This window comes from Streptomyces sp. NPDC006134 (assembly GCF_040628835.1).
Taxonomy (GTDB): Bacteria; Actinomycetota; Actinomycetes; order Streptomycetales; family Streptomycetaceae; genus Streptomyces.
The window spans coordinates 24,298-43,696 of the sequence record NZ_JBEXTV010000064.1 but is presented as its reverse complement, the minus strand read 5'-3'; the positions used below and the strand labels follow the sequence as shown (position 1 = coordinate 43,696).

At 71.7% G+C, this 19,399-nt stretch carries 13 protein-coding genes; 4 read left to right on the top strand and 9 right to left on the bottom strand.

Annotated features, from left to right (window positions below; translation table 11 throughout):
- Both ABZ340_RS31045 and ABZ340_RS31040 read left to right on the top strand, forming a co-directional pair.
- Positions 1 to 284 (top strand): hypothetical protein (locus ABZ340_RS31045; RefSeq protein ID WP_358785190.1); only part of this gene is annotated, 284 nt, incomplete at its 5' end.
- A gap of 230 nt (positions 285 to 514) precedes the next feature.
- Positions 515 to 1,990, top strand: coding sequence for a family 43 glycosylhydrolase (locus tag ABZ340_RS31040; RefSeq protein WP_358785189.1), 1,476 nt, complete (start codon positions 515 to 517; stop codon positions 1,988 to 1,990).
- Between the two features lie 118 nt (positions 1,991 to 2,108).
- On the opposite strand, the gene ABZ340_RS31035 is transcribed toward ABZ340_RS31040, so the two are convergent.
- The 7 genes from ABZ340_RS31035 to ABZ340_RS31005 all read right to left on the bottom strand — a co-directional run bounded on the left by ABZ340_RS31035 (position 2,109) and on the right by ABZ340_RS31005 (position 14,737).
- Complete coding sequence (locus ABZ340_RS31035; RefSeq protein ID WP_358785188.1) at positions 2,109 to 3,566, bottom strand: MFS transporter; 1,458 nt, start codon at positions 3,564 to 3,566, stop codon at positions 2,109 to 2,111.
- A gap of 323 nt (positions 3,567 to 3,889) precedes the next feature.
- Complete coding sequence (locus ABZ340_RS31030) at positions 3,890 to 4,867, bottom strand: LacI family DNA-binding transcriptional regulator (RefSeq protein WP_358785187.1); 978 nt, start codon at positions 4,865 to 4,867, stop codon at positions 3,890 to 3,892.
- 212 nt (positions 4,868 to 5,079) lie between these two features.
- Positions 5,080 to 5,973 carry an alpha/beta hydrolase gene (locus ABZ340_RS31025; protein WP_358785186.1) on the bottom strand — a complete coding sequence of 298 codons (894 nt, stop codon included), beginning with the start codon at positions 5,971 to 5,973 and terminating at the stop codon, positions 5,080 to 5,082.
- The gene (locus ABZ340_RS31020) at positions 5,970 to 8,453 is read right to left on the bottom strand and encodes a family 78 glycoside hydrolase catalytic domain (RefSeq protein ID WP_358785185.1); all 2,484 of its coding nucleotides are present in this window, start codon (positions 8,451 to 8,453) and stop codon (positions 5,970 to 5,972) included. Before ABZ340_RS31020 ends, ABZ340_RS31025 begins: the two co-directional genes overlap by 4 nt.
- A 67-nt stretch (positions 8,454 to 8,520) precedes the next feature.
- Complete coding sequence (locus tag ABZ340_RS31015; protein ID WP_358785184.1) at positions 8,521 to 10,890, bottom strand: glycoside hydrolase family 3 N-terminal domain-containing protein; 2,370 nt, start codon at positions 10,888 to 10,890, stop codon at positions 8,521 to 8,523.
- Positions 10,887 to 13,439, bottom strand: a complete 2,553-nt coding sequence (locus ABZ340_RS31010; protein ID WP_358785183.1) for a glycoside hydrolase family 2 TIM barrel-domain containing protein — start codon at positions 13,437 to 13,439, stop codon at positions 10,887 to 10,889. The genes ABZ340_RS31015 and ABZ340_RS31010 overlap by 4 nt, the downstream gene beginning before the upstream one ends.
- Positions 13,440 to 13,453: 14 nt before the next feature.
- Positions 13,454 to 14,737 carry an MFS transporter gene (locus tag ABZ340_RS31005; RefSeq protein ID WP_358785182.1) on the bottom strand — a complete coding sequence of 428 codons (1,284 nt, stop codon included), beginning with the start codon at positions 14,735 to 14,737 and terminating at the stop codon, positions 13,454 to 13,456.
- A 239-nt stretch (positions 14,738 to 14,976) separates the two neighbouring features.
- Between ABZ340_RS31005 and ABZ340_RS31000 the strand changes: the two genes are divergently transcribed.
- Positions 14,977 to 15,963 carry a LacI family DNA-binding transcriptional regulator gene (locus ABZ340_RS31000; RefSeq protein WP_358785181.1) on the top strand — a complete coding sequence of 329 codons (987 nt, stop codon included), beginning with the start codon at positions 14,977 to 14,979 and terminating at the stop codon, positions 15,961 to 15,963.
- Positions 15,964 to 16,046: 83 nt separating this feature from the next.
- Here ABZ340_RS31000 and ABZ340_RS30995 read toward each other — a convergent pair whose 3' ends face one another.
- Positions 16,047 to 16,919, bottom strand: a complete 873-nt coding sequence (locus ABZ340_RS30995) for a hypothetical protein (protein ID WP_358785180.1) — start codon at positions 16,917 to 16,919, stop codon at positions 16,047 to 16,049.
- 120 nt (positions 16,920 to 17,039) lie between these two features.
- Positions 17,040 to 17,972 carry a LysR substrate-binding domain-containing protein gene (locus ABZ340_RS30990; RefSeq protein WP_358785179.1) on the bottom strand — a complete coding sequence of 311 codons (933 nt, stop codon included), beginning with the start codon at positions 17,970 to 17,972 and terminating at the stop codon, positions 17,040 to 17,042.
- 126 nt (positions 17,973 to 18,098) lie between these two features.
- Here ABZ340_RS30990 and ABZ340_RS30985 point away from each other — a divergent pair, with 126 nt between their 5' ends.
- On the top strand, positions 18,099 to 19,331 hold the full coding sequence (locus tag ABZ340_RS30985) for a CaiB/BaiF CoA-transferase family protein (protein ID WP_358785178.1): 1,233 nt from the start codon (positions 18,099 to 18,101) through the stop codon (positions 19,329 to 19,331).
- Positions 19,332 to 19,399: the final 68 nt, after the last annotated feature.

The window sequence follows — 19,399 nt, the reverse complement described above, 5'->3', positions numbered from 1 at the left end:
GTGAGCGCACCAAGCTCACCGCCGGGCCCGGCCCCATCCAGCAGGCTGCTCTTCCCTCCCCACCGGAGCATGGGCCCGCCACGGGCGCGGGCCGGTTGCTGCCGTCCGTCCCGTGCGGCGGTGGCCTGTCCGGCCGGCCCGACCGTTATCCGATATTGATGAAGTGCGCCTTGTGGACGGCCCCGGCTTCCTATTGGCTGCTGACAGCGACTGACGCGTGTCAGTGGGCGCGCCGCGTGCCCCATCGAGCCGACCGGGCCGAGGCCGACAAGGAGCAGTCATGAGCAGCGGCCCGGCGGGGCACGCCGTCATCACGACCGGTGGGCGTCCGTCGTCGGACGGGCCACGGCTCTCGCGTCGGCGCGGGCGTACGTGCGGGTCCCCGTCGCCGGCATGGTGGTCGAGGAGATCGAACAGACCGGGGGTACGGCTGTCACCGGCCGCCGGCCCGCCACATGCGCGCCCCGACCGGCCGGACATCCCTGACATCCCGCATCGCTAGGAGATCGCGTCCATGACCACGCCCGTCATCGCCGGATTCCACCCGGACCCCTCCGTGTGCCGCGTCGGCGATACCTACTACCTCGCCAACTCCAGCTTCGAGTACGTACCGGGCGTCCCCGTCCACCGCAGCACCGATCTGGTCACCTGGACCCACATCGGCCACGTCCTGACCCGTCCGAGTCAGCTCGCGCCGCACGCCGGGACCGCCGGCTCGGGCATCTACGCGCCGACACTCCGTCACCACGGTGGCAGGTTCTGGCTGGTGACGACGAACATCCACGAAGTACGCCGAGGTCACCTGATCGTGTCGGCCGAGAACCCGGAAGGACCGTGGACCGATCCGGTCCATGTGGCAGGCACCATCGGCATCGACCCGGACCTGGTGTGGGACGACGCAGGGGTATGTCACCTCACGTGGGCTTCTTTCCTGCCCGGCCTGCGTGGCATCGCGACCGTGCCGATCGATCCCGCGACCGGCGCCATGCTGGCCGAGCCCCGGCTGCTGTGGGGCGGCACCGGTCTCGCGGCCCCGGAGGGGCCCCACCTGTACCGTCTGGGGGAGTGGTGGTACCTCTTGCTCGCGGAAGGCGGCACCGAGAGGGGCCACGCCGTCACCGTCGCCCGAGCCCGGTCCCTCGACGGTCCCTTCGAGGCGGCGCCGCACAACCCGATCCTCACGCACCGCAGTACGGACCACCCGGTCCAGAACACCGGGCACGCCGATCTCGTGGAACTGGCCGACGGCTCGTGGGCCATGGTCTACCTCGGTGTCCGGCCCCGCGGCAGGACCCCCAAGTTCCATGTCAATGGGCGTGAGACCTTCCTCGCCGGGGTGGACTGGGCGGACGGCTGGCCGGTCGTGGACGAACAGCGCTTCGCCGTGAAGACGCAGGACCACTCCTTCACCGACCGCTTCGAGACGCCGGAACTCCATCCACGCTGGGTAGCGCCCGGCACGAGCCCCGCGGACTTCGCCCGCCGGGGGAGCCGAAGCGGTCTTCTGCTGGAGAGCCGGCCGCACCAGCAGACGCCGGCGCTGCTCCTGACGCGTGTCCGGGACACCCAGTGGACGGCACGGGCACGGATGGACACCTCCGCCGGCACCGGGCGTTTCCTGCTGCGCATCGACAGTGACCACTGGTACGGGCTGACCGCCGACGCGGACACCGTCGAGGCGACGGTCTCGATCGGCCCCGCCGTCAGTACGGTCGCACGGATACCTCGTCCTGCCGGGGGCGCCGTGCTCCTGAGCATCACCGTCCGTGACTCCGACCGGCCCGGGCCGTTCGGTGGACCCGACGAACCCGACCTCGTGGAACTGGCCGTGGTGGGTGACGACGGCACGAGTCACGTCCTGGGCACCTTCGACGGACGCTACCTCTCCACTGAGGTGGCCGGGGGGTTCACCGGACGGATGCTCGGTGCCGAACTGGTCCGGGGCCGGGTCGTGATCGAGGAGGTGACCTACTCGTCACACCTGGGATGAGGGGCACGGCAAGGCACCGGGGGCGACGAGGAAGAGGCCTGCCTGCGCGTCACGCGGGCGGCGGGAGCCAATGAAGCCGGGCCGGCTCCTTGCGGGGAGCCGGCCCGGAGAGGTGACGTCAGGCCGCCTGACCGGCCTCCACGGTGTCGACCGGACGAGCCTTCGGGACGGCCGCCACCAGAAGGGTGCCGATCGCACAGGCCCCGGCCACGAGAAGGAACGCGTTGGTGAAGCCGGAGTCGCGATAGAACTGGGTGCCCTGTGCGACCACACCGTCGCGGGTCATCGTCGTGAAGACCAACTGGGTGATGACGACCTGCATCACGCCCTGCACGAGCCATTGCGAGCCGTTGGCGAGAGCCTGCTCCTCCGGAGCCACCGACTGGATCACCATGATCGGCATGATGGCGACGACCAGACCCATACCGGGACCGCTGATCAACCCCCACACGATGAACTGCCATTCGCTGTGGTGCAGTTGGGATGCGACCGCGTATCCGACCGTGACGAGTCCGCCACCGGCGGCCAGCAGGACCCTGGTGTCGAACCGGCCGGCGAACCTGCCCGCGAGGACGGCGACCACGACGACCAGGACACTGGTCGGGGCGCTGACCACGGCGCTCTTGGTGACCGACCAGCCCAGTCCGTCGGAAACGCCGGGGATTTCGGGCATGAGAGTGAGGATCATGGTCACCGTCCCCACCGCGTAGGTGGCGCCCGCCGCCACCGAGGTGGCCAGGAAGACCGTCCACACCCGGCGCCGTTTGATGAGTGTGAGAGGGAGCAGTGGATGTGCCGTCCTGGTCTCGTAGGGGATGAAGACGAGCACCGCCAGTACGCCCAGGCCGATCCAGGTGAGGGTTTTGCCGCTGGTCCAGCCCCAGTGGGAGCCCTCGCCGATGGCGTAGACGACGGCGGTCAGACCACCGCCGAGCAGCAGGCCGCCGATCCAGTCCATGCGCTGGTTCGACTCCCGTACCGGGCTCTCGGGGATGCAGAAGAGCTGGAGGAGCAGACACGCGGCCGCGGAGCAGGCGATGAACCAGAGCGCGGCGCGGAAACCGTTGCTGTCCAGCAGCCAGGCCGACAGGAAGGGTCCGCCGAGACCGACCAGTCCCACGCTGGCCGCGAGGACACCGCTGGCCGCGCCCACCAGGCGCCTGGGGAACACGTCGCGGGCCATCGCGTAGGCGATGAACGCGGACGGGCCGTAGACGCCGGCGAAGACGCGCCCGACCAGCAGCAGTTCATAGCTGGTCGCCAGCGCCGCGACGACATCGCCGACCAGCCCGAGGACGGTGATGACGACCAGTACCCGCTTCTTGCCGTACATGGCCGCGGCCTTCATGGCGAACGGTGTCAGAAAGGTGCCGATCAGAGCGGCGCCCAGGGTGAACCACGCGATGTGTGTAGTGCGGAAGTGGATCGCCACTTCCGCTTGGGCGTTGCCGGCCAGCAGCCCGGTGATCGGGTTGAGGGCGACGGTCCACAGCAAGGCGACGAGGGCGAGTGCGTGACGGGCGGAGAAGCCGCTCTCCTCGGGTCTGGTGCCCTGCACGGTATCGGTCGGAGACATGGTTCGCCTTTCACGGGTGGAGACGGGCGCGCGGTCGTGGGGACGGGTTACGGGCGGTGCCGCCGGGCGACGGGCGCGGAATCAGGGGGGTGAAACGATTCAATCCATGCTCTGGAACTGGAGCGTCCTGGTGTGCGGACGTCGGTCCCCCGGGGGGTGAGGTGATCTTGGTGGTCGGCGCAGGCTGCGCTGCCTTCGGTCGCGCTGCGTTACTGATGCGCGTCAGTGGCGCGCGTCAGTAGCCAACAGTGATCGAGGCCGGTCCATCAAGACGTCTGCCGGTCACGAGTCCGTAACGGCGGAAGGCGGGCCCGGACCTGCCTTCAGGTGGAGGACCGCTGCACCAGCCGCAGGCTGGTGGCGGGGGAGGGGGGACACGGACGTCCCTCGCGCAGGCCGGCCACCACCGCTTCGGCCCGACGGCGCCCTGCCTCCTGGAGATCGAAGTAGACCGTGGACAGGGCGGGTGAAGCGAAACGGGCCATCGGGATGTCGTCGGCTCCCACGACGGCCAGGTCTGTCGGAGCTCTCAGTCCGGCGTGCTGCATCGCCGCGAGCAGGGCGATCGCGTGCTCGTCGTTGAAGGCGCAGACGGCTGTGACGCCCGCTTCGCTCCACAGCCTGAGCGGCCGGAGGAGATCCTCGATCTCCATCTCGGCTGTCAGGGCCACGGGGGGCTCCACCCCGGCGTCCGCGCAGGCCGTGGCCACTCCCTGCAGCCTTTCCTCCGCCATGTTCCGGAACCTGACCTGGGACGGCAGAAGGTAGCCGATCCGGCGGTGGCCGCGGGCGATCACATGCTCCGCCTGCAGTCGTCCCAACGGGGACATCGGAGGCAACAGGCCGGCGGTGTGGGGAGGCACGACCGTGACGCCGAGCCGCTGCATGGCCTGGACGTCGTCGTCGTCGAACGCCTCGAAGCCGAGCACCGCGGACGCGCCCACGGCGGCGCACACGTCGGGCAGGCCGCGGGTCTGCCCTGCCATCAGGTGGGTGACCAGGGTCAGACCGTGCTCGGCGAGGGCGGAGGCCAGTTCCTCCACGAGACGGCTGATGCTGGGGCCGATCGGCAGGTCGGGGATGGACAGCAGGACGATGTCGCTCCGGCCCGCTGCCAGCGCCCGCGCGGAGGAGTTCGCCCGGTACTGCAGGCGCTCGGCGGCCTCCAGGACGCGCCGACGGGTTTCCTCCGGGATCACTTCACCGGGCCGGTTGTTGAGCACGTAACTCACAGTGGTGCGCGAAACGCCCGCGAGTCTGGCCACGTCGGCGCTGGTGGTCCGCTTCCCGGGGTGCGTCATCGTCTCCAGCCCGTATCAGCCGTCGGCTCGACGCGGTGCGGGCCCGCGGCAGCCTTGCTCGCCGCACACGGCGACATGCGTCGATGATACGTTCCAGGCGCTGACGCGGAAGCGGCCGGTGGGCCCGATGAATGCGGAGCCGTGCGGTCACCACCGCCGACGTGACCGCTCGCCGGCCCTTCTGCGATGAGGGGGCCTTTTCCCGAACCGGCTCAGCCTCGCTGTCCTGCTTCACCACCTCCCTTTTCCGCCTCCGCGATCCAGCTGCCCATGAGAGCGGTCCCGGTGACGAAGTGGGGCCCGTGCGGGCGGTCCAGGAACCCGTGGGTGGACCCCCGGACGACATGGCGGTCGACCCGGGTGCCGGAGTCCACCAGCTCCCTGGCGAACGCCTCACCGGAGGCACGCAGGGTGTCGCGATCGGCGTCGACCATCAGGGTGGGCGGCATCGGTGGCAGCCGGTGGCCGCCGGGGAAGGCGAACGGCAGGGCCATGGCCTCGGCGGAGCCCGCGTAGTTGTGGTTCATCCGCCGTACGGTGTCCGGGCGGAACTGGACGAGTCCGTGACGGCCGCGAAGCCGGTCGCGCACTGTCTCCGGGACCGGCGGCAGCGTCGCGTGGAAGGTGCCGTAGGCCAGCACGAGACCCGCGGGCGACGGCTTTTCCTCCGCGTGCAGGCGCAGCCCCGCGGCCGCGGCGAGGCAGGCGCCGGCGCTGGCGCCGCCGAGCATGACCGGGCCCTGTTCGCGCGCCACGGCACCGAAGGCGTCGACCACGTCGTCGAGCGGCACCGGGAAGCGCACGCCCGGCAGCCGGCCGGGGCCGGGGTCACGCCACGGGTTCCATCGCGGCACCCGGCGGTAGTCGACCGCGACGACCTCGATCCCGTGCCGGACCAGGGCGGCGCCCACGGCGTGGGATTCGCACTGGTCGAGGCCGCCGCCGGAGAACGCGCCGCCGTGCAGCCAGACCAGCGTGCCCGCGGCGGGGCCGGCGGGACGGTAACGCCGGACCGGGACGGCGCCGTGGCGGCCGCCCACGGAGCCGTCGGTGAAGTCGACGCCGTCCAGCAGCGCCGCCATCGCCCGTGCGGTCCTGCCCCTCATGCGCCGGTTCCGCCGAACAGGGCTCGCAGGTCGCGTTCCAGGTCGGCGGCGCCGCCGGGGGCGCGGGCCGCCATGGCCGCGAGCGACATGCCGTCGATGTGGTCCCCGGCCGCCTTGATGGGGACACCGGGGAAGTGGCTTTCCAGGACGTCCAGTACGGCCGACCACAGGTCGGGGTCGCGCCGGATGTCCCGGACCGGTGTCTCCATGGTGATGCCGGCCCGGTCGCTCGTGCCCGCGGCGCGGTAGCGCCAGACATGCTCACCGGCACCGACGTGTTCGACGCGCTGCTCCGGGTGCAGGGGCAGTTCGACGACGGCGGCCGCGTCCCCGGGGACGGTGACGCGGACCTCCATGTCCTCGCCGTCGAGACGCCAGGAGACCTCGGCCCGGCCGAGCACGGTGTCGTGCGCGGCACGTGCCCGGGTGAGGCCGCCTCCCGGCCGCGGGGCGACGCGGAAGCGACGCCAGCCGGGCTCCACCCGTTCCAGGCCGCCGACGACCCGGTGCAGCCAGTCGGCCACGGCGCCGAGGGCGTAGTGGTTGAGCGAGGTCATCCCGGTCGAGTTGAGCGTGCCGTCCGGCAGGACGGAGTCCCACCGCTCCCAGATGGTGGTCGCCCCCATCGTCACCGGGTAGAGAAAGGACGGGGCCTTCTCCTGGAGCAGCAGGTCGTAGGCCTCGGCGAGATGACCGGTGGCCGTCAGGGCGTCGGCGAGCAGCGGTGTCCCCGCGAAACCGGTGGCGACCGTGAAGCCGGCCTTGCGTACCAGCGCGGCGAGCCGCTCGCCGGCGGTCGGGAGCTGGTCCTCGTCGAGGACGCCGAACATGATGGCCAGGGCGTAGGCGGTCGCCGACTCGTTCACGACCCGGCCGGCCGGCGACACGTACTCCCTGCGGAACGCCGCGCGCACCCGCTCGGCGAGCCGGGTGTAGTGCTCGGCGTCCTCGGTCTCGCCGAGGATCTCGGCGGTCCGCGCGAGCTCCCGCGTCGTCTTGCACAGGTAGGCGGAGGCGACCAGGTGCGCGTCGGTCTTCCCGCCGGCCGGGTTGTCGGCGGGAGCGTCCGGGTCGAGCCAGTCACCGTACTGGAAGCCGCTGCTCCACAGGCCGTGCTCGTCGAGCATGGGCTCGACCGCCCGCATGAAGGCGGTCATGGAGGCGTACGCGGAACGCAGCACGGCCGGATCTCCGTACTCCTGGTAGAGCTGCCAGGGCAGGCTGATCGCGACGTCGCCCCACAGCGCGGTCGGCGAGGACCCGGTCCGCAGCACGTCGGGGACGACCATCGGCACGTTCCCCGTCTCCGCCTGCTCGGCCGCCAGGTCCCGCAGCCAGGATTCCAGGACGCCCCGCACGTCGTAGAGGTAGACGGCGGTGGGGGCGAACGCGTTGAGGTCACCGGTCCAGCCGAGCCGTTCGTCGCGCTGGGGACAGTCGGTGGGGACGCCGACGAAATTGCCCCGCATCGACCAGACGGTGTTCTCGTGCAGCTTGTTCACCAGCGGATGGGACGTCTCGAACCAGCCGGTGCGCACCATGTCGCTGTGGACGACGACGGCCCGTACCGCGTCGGCGTCGAAGTCACCGGGCCAGCCGTCGATCTCGGCGTAGCGGAAGCCGTGGAAGGTGAAGCGCGGCTCCCACGTCTCCTCGCGCCCGCCGCGCAGCGTGTACCGGTCGGTGGCGGCCGCCGTGCGGTTCGTCTCCGTCTCCAGCTCGCCCTCGGGCGTCAGGATCTCGGCGTGCCGGAGGGTGACGGTGTCTCCCCGCCGGCCCTCGACCCTGAGACGGACCCAACCCGAGATGTTCTGCCCGAAGTCGACGATCGTGCGGCCGGACGGACTGGTGAGCACCGCTGCCGGCGCGAGTTCCTCGATGCGCCGGATCGGGGGCGCCGTGGGCGTCCGCAGGGTGTCGAGGTTCCACTCGAAGGGCGTGGCACGGTCCCAAGTGGAGTCGTCGAAACCGGGCCGGTTCCAGCCGTCGGGTTCGAGGCGGGCGTCGTGGGTCTCGCCGGCGTAGATGCCGTTCGCACGCACGGCCCCGGTGCCGACGCGGAAGGACTCGTCGGTGCCGACGACCTCCACGCGGTCGTCGAAGCGCAGCTCCAGCTGGGCGAAGAGAGCGGGCCGGTCGCTGTAGTTGTGGCGCCGGTTCTCCCAGGTGAGAGCACCCACCGCCCAGCCTTCGCCGACGACGGCGCCGAAGGCGTTCGCGCCCGTCCGCAGCAGGTCGGTGACGTCGTGCTCCCGGACCACGAGGTGGTGCCGGTAGCTGGTCCAGCCGGGGGCGAGGAGGTCGTCGCCGACCCGGACACCGTTGACGTACGGCTCGACGATGCCCAGGGCGGTGACGTGCAGCACGGCGCGCCGGAGGCCGTCGGCCACCTCGAAGTCCCGGCGGAAGTACGGTGCCGGGTCGCCCTCGGCGGACGGTGCGGCGGCGCTGATGAACCGGGCCTGCCACGGGTGCGGCATGGGTGGGTCTCCTTGCGGGTGCTGTGGATGTGTGAAGGTCGACATGGCGGTCCTCCGCTCAGCGCGCTCAGGCGTACCGGGCCGGGACCGTGAGCGTGCGGCTGCCGGCGATCTGTTCGCTGCTGGTGCCGACGAGGACCGTGACGTCACCGGCCTCGATACCGCGGGCGCCGTCGGGCAGGGTGTGGAACAGCCGCTCCAGCGGTGCCTCCAGCACCGTCTCGGCGCTCCTGCCCGCCCGCACCGTGACGCGGGCGAAGGCGAGCAGTTGACGCACCGGCCGTACGACCGAGCCGTGCTCGTCCCGGGCGTAGACCTGGACGACGGTGGAGCCGTCCCGGTCGCTGTTGTTGGTGGTGCGCGTGCGCACCGTGACCGTGGAGCCGTCGTCCGAGAGGGCCGCGTCCTCCAGCCTGACCTGGAGATCGGCGTAGCCCAGACCGTGCCCGAACGGGTAGAGCGGGCCACTGTCCAGGTCGTTGTAACCGGGGCGGCGGCCGGTCGGGTGGGCGTAGCCGCTGCCGTACGGATGGCCGTGGAAGAGGGGGATCTGTCCGACGTCCCGGGGGAAGGTCATCGGCAGGCGGCCGCCGGGTTCCACGGCACCGGTCAGGACGTCCGCCACCGTCGCCGGGCCGTGGGCGCCGAGGAGCGGCGCGAGGAGCACCGCCGCGGACGCCTCGGCGACATCGGGGACGACGAGCGGCCGCCCGGTGACGAGCACGGTCACCAGCGGGACGCCGGCCCGTGCGAGCACCGACACCAGTTCGTGCTGGTTGCCGGGCAGCCGCAGCCTGGCCGAGGTCTGGCCCTCGCCGGCCGTGTGTTCGCCCGCCCAGCCGGTGCGCTCACCGACGACCGCGACGACCACGTCCGCGTCCCGCGCCGCGCCGAGCACCGCGTCGGCGTCGATGGGGCCGGTGGTGTCCGGGGATCCCGCGTCGACGAACGTCACGTCGGTCCCCGGCACGGCCGACAGTGCGCCCAGCAGCGTGGGGGTGTCCGGGTACTGCTCGCGGGTCATGGCCTCGAAACGGGGGCCGATGCCGGGGATACGCGTGTTGAACAGCTCGGTGAAGATGTACTTCTCCGGGTCGATGCCGGGCACCTGACCCGACCTGATCAGCTGCATCGCCAGCGGCACCTCGGCGTTGGCCACGTCCGTGTAGGCGCCGAAATGGATGCGCAGCTCGTCGGCGAGACTGCCGACGACCGCCACCTTGGTACCGGGGCGCAACGGCAGCGTGCCGTCGTTCTGCAGCAGTGTCACCGCGTGCTCGGCGATCTCCCGGCCGACGGCGGTGGCCGTCGTGCGGTCGAGCGGCTCGGGCGCACGCGGACGTCGGCGCGGCACATAGTCCGGCACCAGGCCCAAGTCGCGCTTGACGTCCAGCACCCGTCCCACGGCGGTGTCGACCGCCTCCTCACCGACGAGGCCGGCTTCGACGGCCTCGCGCAGCTTCCGGAAGCTCTCGTCCGCGGGAAGTTCCACGTCGAGACCGGCCGAGAGCGCCTGTGCGGCGGCTTCCCGCTGGTCTCGGGCGGTGTGGTACACCGAGTGCAGCATGGTGACGGCGTCGTAGTCGCTCACCACCAGGCCCGTGAAGCCCAGCTCGCCGCGCAGCAGGTCGGTGAGCAGCCACCGGTTCGCCGCGGCCGGTACGCCGTCGATCTCGTTGTAGGAGTTCATGACGACCGAGAGCCCGGCCTCGTCGATCGCCCGCCGGAAGGGGACGGCGTACTCGTCGGTGAGCTGCCTGCGCCCAAGGCTCGTCCGCGCCTGGTTGAGGGCGCCGTCGGAGCTGCCGTATCCGAGGAAGTGCTTGCCGGTCGCGAGCACACCCGAATTGCCCTCGGGTCCGTTCACTCCGCGGATGAAGGCGACGCCCATCTGAGCCGCCAGTTCCTGGTCCTCGCCGAACGTTTCGTGGACCCGGCCCCAGCGCGGGTCGCGTGCCAGGTCCAGGACGGGGGAGAAACACAGATGGATGCCGTAGTCCCGGAACTGTGCGCTCGTCAGGGCGGTGCTGCGCCTGATGAGTCCGGGCATCCAGGTGGCCGCCTGCGCCCAGGCCGTGGGGAACTGGATGCCCGTACCGTGGACCAGTCCGTTGAGTCCCTCGGCGTGGACGAGGGTGCCGATGCCGAAGCGGCTCACCTCGCGGGCCTTCGCCTGGACGTCGGCGAACACGCGCCGCAGCTCGCCGGCGGGCAGCGGCAGCATCCAGGCCAGTGACAGGTGCCCGAGCCCGTGCGGGCGCAGGTTCGCGATCCGGTCGGTGTCGACGAAGAACGCCGTCGTGCGGCCCTCCTCGGTGGAGAGGTCCACGTCCGTGTCCTGCCGCATCGAGAACAGCTCGGGGAAGATCATCCCGTGGAGCTGGGCGATCTTCTCGTCGAGGTCAAGTTTGCGGACGAGTGCGCTGAGGTCGCTCATGCGGGAATCTCCAGGTCGGTGGTGGTGTCGGCAGGGGAGGGGAAGCCCGGCAGGGGGCCTCGCGCTTCGGCGACGGTGAGCCGGAGGCGAACCGCCGCACAGCCCTCGGCCACCATCTCGACGGTGATCGTGCCGGGCCCGGTCGGGCGGACCACCGCCAGGGCGCGTCCGTCGAAGGTGCGCCTAACGTCCGATCCGAAGGTCTCCTCGGTGACCGGTGCGCCGCTGCCGAGGCCCTGCAGGACTCCGGCGCCGGAGACGGTCACCCGGACGTCGCGGTCGAGGGCGGTGTGCACGACGCCGGCGTGGTCGGTGAGGGTGATCTCGACGAAGGCGAGGTCACGTGTGCCGGCGTACAGCACGTCGCGGTCGGCGGCGGCGGTGAGGCGCAGATCGTCCGTCGCCGAGGTGAGGGAGGTACGGCCGGTCTCGGCACCGGCACGGTAGGCGACGGCGACCAGCTCACCGGGCCGGTACAGCAGCTCGAAGTCGGCCCGGAGAGCCCGCTCGCCGCCGACGGGAGCGCGTCCGACGGACTCGCCGTCCAGCAGCAGTTCGATTTCGTCGGCGTCGGCGTACACCTCGACGTGCACGGGGGCGCCCTCGAAGCCGGGCCAGCTCCAGCTGGAGACCGAGTCGGTCCACGCCCACGGTGTCGCCACGGCGACGGGCATGCCGTGGCGCTCCGGGCGCCGCACGGCGATGTAGGGCTCCGTGCGCAGGCCGAACACGATCTCGCGGTAGTACGACACCGGCCGGCGGTGCCCGGTGAGGTCCAGGTCACCGCAGTACGCCGACAGTCCCGGATAGGCGGTGGAGAAGCCCTGGGCGGCGCCCGCGGCGTCCGCGTACTTGACGACGCCGATGCCGGTCTCTCCCAGGTAGTCGATGCCGGACCAGGTGAAGTCGCCGATGACGTGCGGATGCTTTTCGACCAGGGCCCAGTTGCGGTCGATGACGGTCGGCCAGGTCTCGGTGCCGACGATGACGCGGTCCGGGAAGAGACCGGCGTCCAGGGCGTAGCGGGACTCGCCGTAGTTGAGGCCGGCGACGTCGAGGGCCGCGAAGGACTCCTCCGTGCGCTCGCCCACCATGGGGGAGGAGACGATGTGGCCCATCATCTCGCCGAACGCGTTCATCATGCCGTTGACGCCGCCCCCGGCGTCCTGGCCGGTGTCCGACGCGCCGGCCTCCTGTGCCGCCGCCCGCCGTTTCGCCATGCCGTCCAGGACGAGGTCGAGGACGGACACGAAACCGTTGATGCCGTTGGTCACCAGGCGGGTGCCGTCGAGGGCGCGCAGTTTCTCGGCGAGCCGTCTGCTCCAGCGGGCGCCGTCCGGGGCGCCGGTCTCCGGGATCTCGTTGCCGATGCTGTAGAAGATGACGCTCGGGTGGTTGAAGTCCTTGGCGACCATGGCCTCCAGGTCGCGTTCCCACCACTCGGGGAAGTCGGCCGAGTAGTCGAAGTCGTTCTTGCCCTGCGTCCACATGTCGAAGGCCTCGTCCATGACGTACATGCCGAGGCGGTCGCACGCGTCGAGGAGGGCACTGCTCGCGGGGTGGTGGGAGCTGCGGATCGCGTTGAACCCGGCGGCCTTGAGCAACTCGATCTTGCGTTCCTCCGCGCGCCCGATGGCCGCGGCGCCGAGCGGGCCGTTGTCCCCGTGCAGGCAGGCGCCGCGGAGTTTGACCGCGGTGCCGTTCACCCGCAGGCCGCGCCGGGCGTCGACCCGGACCGTGCGGATGCCGAACGGTACGGACACCTCGTCGACCACCTGATCGCCGTCGCCGAGTTGCACGCGGACCGTGTAGCGGGTCGGTGTCTCGGCGCTCCACAGCCGCGGACGGTCGATCAGCAGGCGCAGGCGCGCCGTCTCGGCGTCCGCCGGCAGCAGGGTGACCGGTGCCCGGCCCTGCGCGACCTCGACGCCCTCGTCATCGGTGACGACGGCCGTCAGCCGCAGGGTGGACGTCATCGCTCCCGCGTTCTCCACCCGCACGGCGACCTCGGCGACCGCCAGCTCTTCATCGACGTCAGGGGTCGTGACACGGACGCCGTCCACGGCGATGCGCGCGGGGCTTTTCACGATCAGGCGCACGTCCCGGTGAATGCCGCAGCCCGTGTACCAACGGCTGTCCAGGTGGGTGCGGCATGACACGCGCACCTCGTTGTCGGGGTTGTCGGCTCCGAACCGCAGATGCGGATCGATGCGCACCAGGAACCGGGAATAGCCGAAGGCGTGACGCCCGGCGAAAGCGCCGTTCACGGAGACGACGGCGTCGCGGTACACGCCGTCGAACTCGAGGAACAGCAGCTTTCCGCGGTCCTCCTCGGGCACGGTGAACGTCTTGCGGTACTCGAAGGCGCCGCCGGTGAAGTAGCCGTTGGTGTGTCCGTCCGGCGCGTCCGGGCGCCGCTCGGTGGTGATCAGGGCGTCGTGCGGCAGGGTCACCGGCGTCCAGGGCGCCGCCGCCGTCCCGCCCAGCTCCTGGAACGGTGTCACCTTGCGGCGGTAACTCCAGCCGGTGTTGAAGTCCGCGTACGTCATGGTTGTCTTCCCTTTCACCGAACGCCCTTGACCCGGGCCAGGATGATGAGCCCGCCGACGCAGGCGAAGGCACCGGCGACGACGTAGAGCAGGGGGTAGTTGTCGCCTCCGCCGAGCGCCAGGACCAGGGGGGCCACGAGGGGCGCCGCCGCCTGCGGCACCGTGGTCGAGAACTGGTTGATCGCGTTGTAGCGCCCGGCCTCCGTGTCACGCTCCGGCAGAACGTCCAGGACCAGGGCCTGGTCGACCGCGGAGAAGACACCGAGACCGAGGTTGGTGAGGAACGAGCCGGCCACCAGCACGGGCAGGCCGGGCGCGGCGGCCATGGTCAGCGTTCCCGCGGTGAACAGCAGCCCCGCGCCGAACACGAAGGCGCGGCGGCGCCGGAGCCTGTCCGACAGGAACCCGCTGAAGCCGGCGCCGCCCATGGTCGCGACGAGACCGATGCCGCCGACCACCGCGACGAGCCCGCCGATCTCGGTGACGGGCTGGTCCAGCTTGTCGGCGAAGAAGAACGTCGTGAACGTCGTCGCCAGCGTCAGCCCGAACATGAACAGGAACCGGCCCAGCCAGTTCCAGGAGAAGTCGGAGTGGCGGCGCACGTCGAAGACGTACTTGGACAGCACCAGCTTCGCCGTCAGGGCCTCGCCGAGGGGGATGCCCTGGCTGCTCTCCTCATGGACGAGAAGGAAGAACAGCCCCACCGTCACGGCGCCCAGGCCCGCGGGCACGAGGAACAGCAGCAGGTTCGACGACGTCAGCATGGAGGCGATCCCCACCCCGATGATCGACGCGGCCATCTGCGCCACACCGGCCAGGCCCGCCACCTTGCCGCGCTGGGACTCGGGCAGGCGGTCCGCCATCGACGCGCCCAGCAGGGCGAGTGCGCTGCCGAACCCGAGCTGCACGACGACCCAGCCGGTGATCAGGACGGCGACCGAGGGTGCGAGGGCGACGCAGCAGAAGCCCACCAGGCCGACGGCCACCGTGAGGGGCAGCCAGGGCCGGCGCCGGCCGAGACGGGAGCGGGTGCGGTCGCTCAGCACCCCGAGCACCGGTCCGGACAGGACGAGGGCCAGGGATCCCGCGCCCACCACGTAACCGAGGATTCCCTCGTTGCCGGGGGAGAGCTGATCGACGCGGACGCTCAGGGAGTAGCCCATCGGCGCCACGATGGCCGCGTAAAGACCGAACTGGGCGAGGACCAGCAGCACGATGTAGGTGGTGCCGACCTTGGGCCGGTCGTCGGCCTTCGCGGTGGCGGGCCGGCCGGGCAGGGCGGCCTTGGTCGACGGCACTGCCGCGGGGGGCGGGGGTGGTGAGGAGGATGCGGAAAAGTGGGGCGGCACGGAAGACACGGCGGCTCCTTCGTCGCGAGTCACCGCCGGCTCGGCGGGTGCTCGCGGCATTGGTATCACGTGATACTCAGGGCCGCCTAGGGGGTAGCACGTGATACCTGCCCGTCGGATAGGGTCGTTGGCGTCCACCCGGCCGGGACGGAGCGACCGGCCCGAAGACTCGGAAGGCGCCGACGAGGATGAAGAACAGCCCGCGCCCCGCGACCGCAGCCGATGTGGCGGCGCGTGCCGGGGTCTCGCGTGCCACGGTCAGTCACATCCTCAACGGGCGTGAAGGACGCTTCCCGGAAGAGACCCGTCTGCGGGTGCGGGCCGCCGCCGAGGAGCTGGACTACCGGCCCTCGCCGGCCGGGCGCAGCCTCGTCACCGGACGCAGCGACACGATCGTCGTCGTCATGCCGGAGACCACCGTCGGACAGAACCTCCAGAACGCGCTGGAGTACCTCGGTGACAACGCCATGGGACTGGGCTCCAACGTCGTCCTGCGTTTCGCGGGCTCGGACCCGCAGAAGACCGCCGACGCGCTGGTGAAACTCCGCCCGCTCGCCGTGGTCGACTTCGGCTCGCTGGACCTGCCCGCCCGCGACCGGCTGGCCGCACAGGGGGTGCCCGTCGTTCCGGACCCCGGCGCCCGGCCTCGCCGGTCCCCGGGCCCCCACGAGGAGATCGGCGAACTCCAGGTCACGGAGCTGACCCGGAGCGGCGACCGGCAGATCGTCTACGCGTCGATCTCGGACCGGCGCACGGACCCGTACGGGCCCGGCAGGTACGCCGGTGTCAGCGCCGCGTGCGAGCGGCGGGGGCTGGCCGCGCCGTTGTCCGTACCGGTGCCCACCGTCCTGGAGCCGGCGGTCGCCGTCCTCCGCGAGCTGCCCCGTCAGGCCCCGCTCGGCGTGGCCGCCTACAACGACGAGGTCGCGCTGGCCGTCCTGGCCGCGGCCGCGCACCTGGGCTGGGCGGTCCCCGGCGACCTGGCCGTCGTGGGCGTCGACGCCACCGACGTCGGCCAGTTGTGGACCCCGCGGCTCACCACGATCGAGGTCGACATGCACGCCTTCGTGGACACCGTCGTCGACGAACTGGCCATTGCCCTGGGACAGAAGAGGCCGGCCGGGCGCGGGGCCGGCGGGAGAATGCTCCGCGTCGTGGCGGGTGCCACGACATGAGGCCTCCGACTGCCGGCCGGCACCGTCCCGGCGAGCTCGTCGTGCCTGTGAGACCTTCCGCCCGTCGCCGTTCTCCGCGGGCGTCAGCCGAAGGCCACCTCCGCTGTGGCGTGATGTGCCTGGCTCCGGGTCGCGATCCGCAGCCGCGCCCCCTCATCGCCGGGGGCGCCGATCGCCCAGACCTCCTCACCCGCGAACACCGGCTGCCGCAACCGGTAGGCCAGTGAGTGCACCCGGCGCCCGGTTTCCTGCGCGCGGACCAGTTCCAGCATGAGCAGCGTCAGCAGCGGACCATGCACGACGAGCCCCGGGTACCCCTCCACGTCACGGCAGTACGGGGCGTCGTAGTGGATCCGGTGGGCATTGGCCGTGAGGGCGCTGAACCGGAACAGCAGCCGTTCGTCCGGAAGCGTCCGCCGGGCCCAACTACCCTCGGCGTCCGGAAGCGGCACGGAGTCGGCCGCCGGGGTGCCGCGAGGACCGGTACCGGTCCCCGAGCGATAGACGATGTCCTGTTCCTCGACCAGGCACGTCCGGCCGGACTGCCGGATCTCGTGCCTGGTCGTGACGAACAGGAGCGCTCCACTGCGGCCGGCCCTGGGCACCACCGAAGCCAGGCTGCTGACCCGTTCGGCCGGCACGCCGACGCGCAGGGGCGCGGTGATCCGGCAACGGCCCCCGGCGACCATCCGACGGCGGTCTGGGACCGGCGGCAGGAACGTCCCGTCCCGTACGTGGCCGTCGGGGCCGAGTTCGCTCTGCGCGGGCCAGGAGAGGAAATACAGCCAGTGCCACAGGGGCGGCAGGGGACCGCCGGTGGCCGCCGTCGGCTCCGGCTGGTCGAGCAGCGCCGACAGGGCGGCGGCGGGACCCGGGGCCATGGGGTCCTTCTGGGTCGTGGGTGCGGGACGCCAGGACTCCACGTAGGACTCCAGAGGCGCGGATGACGAGGTCACGTCGGTGATCTCCCTGTCTCCGCACACGGTGCCGTGCAGGCGCCGTGACGGTCTGATGGGGCCCCGCCGCCACGGGACGGGCGAGGACGATGGAGCGGGACGGAACGGTGCGGGACGTACTCACCCGCCGCGCACCGGGGCCGAGGGCCAGTCCCCCTGACGCACGGACGTGGTGACCGCCGACACCAGCGCCTTCGCCACCGCGTCGGCCGCCGGTGTGGTGCGCGTGGGACCTGGCGTCGCGAGGACGACGGAACGCCGTACGACGGGGCGGCACAAGGGCGCGGCCCTCAGCTCCTGATCCGCGATGTCCCGGGTGACGCAGACCCCCGGCAGGACGGTCCAGCCGTGCCCGGCCAGGACGAGGTGCTTCTGCACACGCATCGAGTCGCTCTGGACGGCGACGGTCAGGGACACACCGGCTCTGGCCGCCGCCGTGTCGATCAGCGAGCGCAACGCGTGTCCGGGCATCGGCAGGACGAGCGGGTGCCGGGCCAGCTCGGCGAAGGGGACGGGGTGTCCCAAGGGCAGGCGCTCGGTGGGTGGCGCCACCGCCCACAGGCGCTCGCTCACCAAGGGACGGGTGGTGAGGGATGCCGTACCGTGCAGGTCATAGAGGAGCGACAGATCGAGCCGCCCCTCGTCGAGCCACTGGCGCAAGTGACCCGAGTACGCGGTGACGAGGCGCAGTTCCACGCCGGGATGGCTCAGGGCGAGCCGGGAGGCGAGCGGTCCCGCGAGCAGGTCGCTCGCGCTGTCCAGCAGGCCCACGGTGACGGTACCCGTCACCGCACCGGCCGCCGGCCGCACCTCGCTGCGCCCGCGCTCGAGTTCCCCGAGCGCCCGACGCGCCCGGTCGGCCATGATCACGCCTGCCTCGGTGGGCAGCATGCCCTGCCGTGTCCGCTCGAACAGCGCGACGCCGAGTTCGTGCTCCAGCGCGCGGATCTGCCGGGTGACCGCCGGCTGCACGAGGTGGAGCAGTGCGGCGGCGCGTGTGACACTGCCGACCTCGGCCACCGTGACAAGGGCTCTGAGCTGCTTGACGTCCATCTCACCCTTCCGTCATCCATGCCGGGCATGGACTCATCAGGACTTGCTATTACCCGCGGGCCGCGCCGGGCGTCGATGATGAGGACCCGCCCTCATCGGCACGGCCCCTGTGAAGGAGTTCGCATCATGTCCGCAGAGGCCCCGGCGCCGCCGGTCCGGACCGATGGACCGGACCCCGCCCTTCCCTTGTCCGGTGTCACCGTCGTCAGCCTCGAACAGGCGGTCGCGGCACCTTTCGCCACGCGCCAACTGGCCGACCTGGGCGCCCGTGTCATCAAGGTCGAGCGGCCGGACGGCGGCGACTTCGCCCGTCGGTACGACACCACCGTGCGGGGCGAGTCGAGTTACTTCGTGTGGCTCAACCGGTCCAAGGAGTCGATCACCCTCGACCTGAAGTCCGCCCGCGGCCGGGAGATCGCCGCCCGGCTGCTCGGCCGCGCCGACGTCTTCGTCCAGAACCTGGCTCCCGGCGCCATCGGCCGCCTCGGACTCGACCCGGCCTCGCTCGCACGGCGGTTCCCCGCACTGATCGCCTGCTCCATCACCGGCTACGGTGCCACCGGCCCCTGGGCGGACCGCAAGGCGTACGACCTGCTCGTGCAGTGCCAGACCGGCCTCGTCGCCCTGACCGGCAGCGCGGACGCGCCCGCCCGGGTCGGCATCTCGATCGCGGACATCGCCGCCGGCATGTACGCATACTCCGGCATCCTCACGGCCCTGTTCACCCGCGCCACCACAGGAGTCGCCCGCACCGTCGACGTCTCGCTGTTCGAGGCGCTGGCGGAGTGGATGCACCAACCCGCGTACTACACCGCCCACACCGGCAGCCAGCCGCCGCGGATGGGCGTACGGCACGCCACCATCGCGCCCTACGGCACCTACACGGCGAAAGACGGCGAGGGGGTCCTGATCTCGGTGCAGAACGAGCGGGAGTGGGCCGCGCTGTGCCGGCACTTCCTCGAACGTCCCGGACTCGTGGAGGACCCCCGGTTCGCGACGGGCTCCGCGCGGGTCGCCCACCGGGACGCGCTCGACGCGATCCTGGCCGAACGGTTCCGTGCCCTGGACGGCGCCCGCGCGGCGGAGCTGCTCGACGCGGCGGGCGTCGCCCACGCTCCCGTCAACGACATGCGGCAGTTCCTCGGCCATCCGGTGCTGGACGCCAGGCGGCGCTGGAGAGACGTGCCGCTGCCCGGCGGGGGTACGGTACGCGCGCTGATCCCCCCGGCCGACCTGTCCGGTGTCACCGCGCGCATGGGCGCCGTACCCGCCCTGGGGGAGCACACCGACCGTATCCTCGCCGAACTGGGACACGGCGCGGCCGAGAGGGACGCCCTGAGAGCCGACGGCGTCGTCTGACCCGCCGGCCCGTTCGCCGCGTCCGGACCGCGCGGACGCGCCACCGCACCGGACAAGGAGGGGCATCG

What these genes read in the sequence shown, in the direction of transcription:
- ABZ340_RS31040 (WP_358785189.1), top strand. Translation starts at nt 515, where the DNA reads ATGACCACGCCCGTCATCGCCGGATTCCACCCGGACCCCTCCGTGTGC.
- ABZ340_RS31035 (WP_358785188.1), bottom strand. Translation starts at nt 3,566, where the DNA reads ATGTCTCCGACCGATACCGTGCAGGGCACCAGACCCGAGGAGAGCGGC.
- ABZ340_RS31030 (WP_358785187.1), bottom strand. Translation starts at nt 4,867, where the DNA reads ATGACGCACCCCGGGAAGCGGACCACCAGCGCCGACGTGGCCAGACTC.
- ABZ340_RS31025 (WP_358785186.1), bottom strand. Translation starts at nt 5,973, where the DNA reads ATGAGGGGCAGGACCGCACGGGCGATGGCGGCGCTGCTGGACGGCGTC.
- ABZ340_RS31020 (WP_358785185.1), bottom strand. Translation starts at nt 8,453, where the DNA reads ATGCCGCACCCGTGGCAGGCCCGGTTCATCAGCGCCGCCGCACCGTCC.
- ABZ340_RS31015 (WP_358785184.1), bottom strand. Translation starts at nt 10,890, where the DNA reads ATGAGCGACCTCAGCGCACTCGTCCGCAAACTTGACCTCGACGAGAAG.
- ABZ340_RS31010 (WP_358785183.1), bottom strand. Translation starts at nt 13,439, where the DNA reads ATGACGTACGCGGACTTCAACACCGGCTGGAGTTACCGCCGCAAGGTG.
- ABZ340_RS31000 (WP_358785181.1), top strand. Translation starts at nt 14,977, where the DNA reads ATGAAGAACAGCCCGCGCCCCGCGACCGCAGCCGATGTGGCGGCGCGT.
- ABZ340_RS30990 (WP_358785179.1), bottom strand. Translation starts at nt 17,972, where the DNA reads ATGGACGTCAAGCAGCTCAGAGCCCTTGTCACGGTGGCCGAGGTCGGC.
- ABZ340_RS30985 (WP_358785178.1), top strand. Translation starts at nt 18,099, where the DNA reads ATGTCCGCAGAGGCCCCGGCGCCGCCGGTCCGGACCGATGGACCGGAC.